This window comes from Prevotella amnii CRIS 21A-A (assembly GCF_000177355.1).
In the GTDB taxonomy this organism is placed as follows: domain Bacteria; phylum Bacteroidota; class Bacteroidia; order Bacteroidales; family Bacteroidaceae; genus Prevotella; species Prevotella amnii.
The window spans coordinates 1-1073 of the sequence record NZ_ADFQ01000067.1; the positions used below are offsets into that span (position 1 = coordinate 1).

At 51.9% G+C, this 1073-nt stretch carries 1 pseudogene; it reads left to right on the forward strand.

What is annotated here, in order from left to right:
* Positions 1-218: 218 nt before the first annotated feature.
* Positions 219-1073: pseudogene (locus HMPREF9018_RS10490) on the forward strand (RHS repeat-associated core domain-containing protein); the annotation flags it as partial.

A 1073-nucleotide genomic window follows, 5' to 3' on the forward strand; every position in this document is an offset into this window, starting at 1 on the left:
TGGCAGTACAACTCTACGACGTGTCTACCTACTACGCACAAGGCAACGAACTTAGTACTTCCGTAGAAGATGCCGAAGGCAAGAAATACACCGAGACCCGCAATGAGTACGACGGCTACTACCTCTCTGCCGATGGTGACAAGTACACCTTCACCAAGCAACAACAGCTATGCAGCGACCGTGCCTCTGCTTTCGTTCCGCTCCGCTATACTGCCAGCATGCAGTACGAGGGACAGACAAACGGTATCACCACCTCTGAGGCTTGGAACGAGTATTACCTCACAGGCTATCACGGTGAACTCAAATCCTATAAATTCAGCGACAAGGGCAAGTTGGGTGAGAACGGCACGGGCGGTTTCGATTACCAGACAGCCATACAGTACACCTCCAACGAGGGTAAGCATATCTTCGGACTACCGACCGATGTAACGGTTACGGGCGGTGACGGCAAAACCTATCACCATGTTACGGCTACCTACGACATGAACTATGCCGACCATATCACGCAAATCCGCCGGCAACTCGGTAGCGGAGAAGCCGTGTCCGATTATACCTATGATGCCTACGGCAACATCACCAAGACCATGCTCCCTGCCAACGCCAAGGGGCAACGCATGTGGTATACCTACCGCTACGAGCCGGTGATGAATATGTATGTGGAGCGCATAGACGATGCCTTTGGCTACCGTAGCGAGGCTGCCAACTTCGACTACCGCTATGGTATGGCACTCCGCCGTATGGATCTCAACCACTTCTATTATGAAACGGAAATAGACAACCTCGGACGTGTTAAAGCCGTGCGTGGTCCTAATGAGTTGGCAACAGGTGTGCCTTACATCATTGCCTTTGACTATCAGCCTAAGGCTACTTTCGGCACCAACGGCATTACAGCACCTGCTTACGCAGTGACCAAACATTACGACATACAGCACCCAAGCGATGATATGGAGACTGTAACCTTCGTGGATGGCTTCGGGCGTCCCATTCAGGTGAAGAAAGACGGTGTGGTAACGACAGCTGCTAAAGGTAGTGCTCCGAAAGACGAGACTGTAATGATTGTCAGCGGACGCAAC